At 53.3% G+C, this 1,307-nt stretch carries 1 protein-coding gene; it reads left to right on the top strand.

Translation table 11 applies throughout. From position 1 onward, the window contains the following. The first annotated feature begins 50 nt into the window (after positions 1 to 50). Positions 51 to 1,285, top strand: a protein-coding gene (locus tag MHY13_RS12080) for an IS3 family transposase (protein ID WP_239283245.1) whose coding sequence is annotated in 2 segments (ribosomal slippage) — positions 51 to 339 and positions 339 to 1,285 — 1,236 coding nt in all. Because the reading frame shifts where the segments join, the coding sequence is not laid out codon by codon here. Positions 1,286 to 1,307: the final 22 nt, after the last annotated feature.

Raw genomic sequence — 1,307 nt, 5'->3', positions numbered from 1 at the left:
TGAAGTGCCCCAGGTTTTGTTCCGTTTAAGTAGATGGGAAAATCTGGAATATGCCAAGAAAATTTGACCAGGATGCAAAGGACCGTGTGGTCCGTCTCGTGGAAGATCGCATCTTGGCAGAAAATATGTCGATGCAAGCCGCGTGCCAGGCAGTAGCTCCAAAGCTGGGGGTTTCATGGCATACGGCCCGTCAATGGACTCAACAGGCCCGTCGTGCGGGAAACATCCCAGAACCTGTGCCTGAAGATTTGGCCGCGGAAAACGCGAGGCTGCGTCGTGAAAATCAAGAGCTACGCGACACTAATGAGCTGCTGAAGGCCGCTTCAGCTTTTTTCGCGTCGGAACTCGACCCAAAACGTCGGAAATGATCCGGTTCATCGATGAATACCGGGTTCGTTTCTCTGTCGAGTTCATCTGTAAGACGTTGAAGAATAACCGGGCTGGTGGGTTCATCACCTCGCGTGGCTATCGCCAGTCCAAGGCCCGTGGGTTAAGTGCTCGTCGCCTTCGTGATGCTGTGCTGGTCGAACGCATTAGAACTGTTCATCGGGATAATTACGGTGTCTACGGTGTACGGAAAATGTGGCATGCTCTCCGCCGTGACGGATATGATATCGGTCGTGAACAAACTGCCCGTTTAATGCGCTTGGCCGGTGTTTCTGGCAAAGGCAAAGGCAGATCACCTCTTACAACCCGTAAGCCTAACGTGCCTGATCTGCGCCCAGACTTGGTCGAGCGTGAGTTCAAAGCCCCCGGCCCGAACAAACTGTGGGTGGCTGACATTACGTATGTGCGCACGAAGAAAGGCTTTGTGTATGCCGCGTTTGTCACCGACGTTTACTCCCGACGGATCGTTGGGTGGGCGTTATCAGACTCCATGCGCACCGAAGCGTTGCCGCTGCAAGCTCTTAATCAGGCGATCGTGTGTGCTGAGGAAACAACAGGTCTCATTCACCATTCGGATCACGGCTCGCAGTACGTCAGCGTGGTCTACAACGAGCGCCTTGCCCAGCACGGGATTGCCGCTTCCACCGGAACTGTCGGGGATTCTTATGACAATGCTCTGGCTGAAAACGTTAACGGCTCCTACAAGAACGAGCTGATCCATACTCGCAGGTGGGATGATGTTGTCGAGGTAGAAATCGCGACGTTCGAGTGGGTGTCATGGTGGAACGAGATGAGGCTTCACCAAAGCTTGGGATACCGAACCCCAGTCGAAGTGGAAACCGATTTTTGGAAGCAGAACCCGCCGCAAGAAATAATAGAAATCAAGGCAAATGCCTAGGAACAAAACTCGGGGCACTTCA

This window comes from Corynebacterium sp. ACRPE (assembly GCF_022347435.1).
Lineage (GTDB): Bacteria > Actinomycetota > Actinomycetes > Mycobacteriales > Mycobacteriaceae > Corynebacterium > Corynebacterium tuberculostearicum_D.
This window is presented reverse-complemented; position numbering and strand designations above follow the sequence as displayed.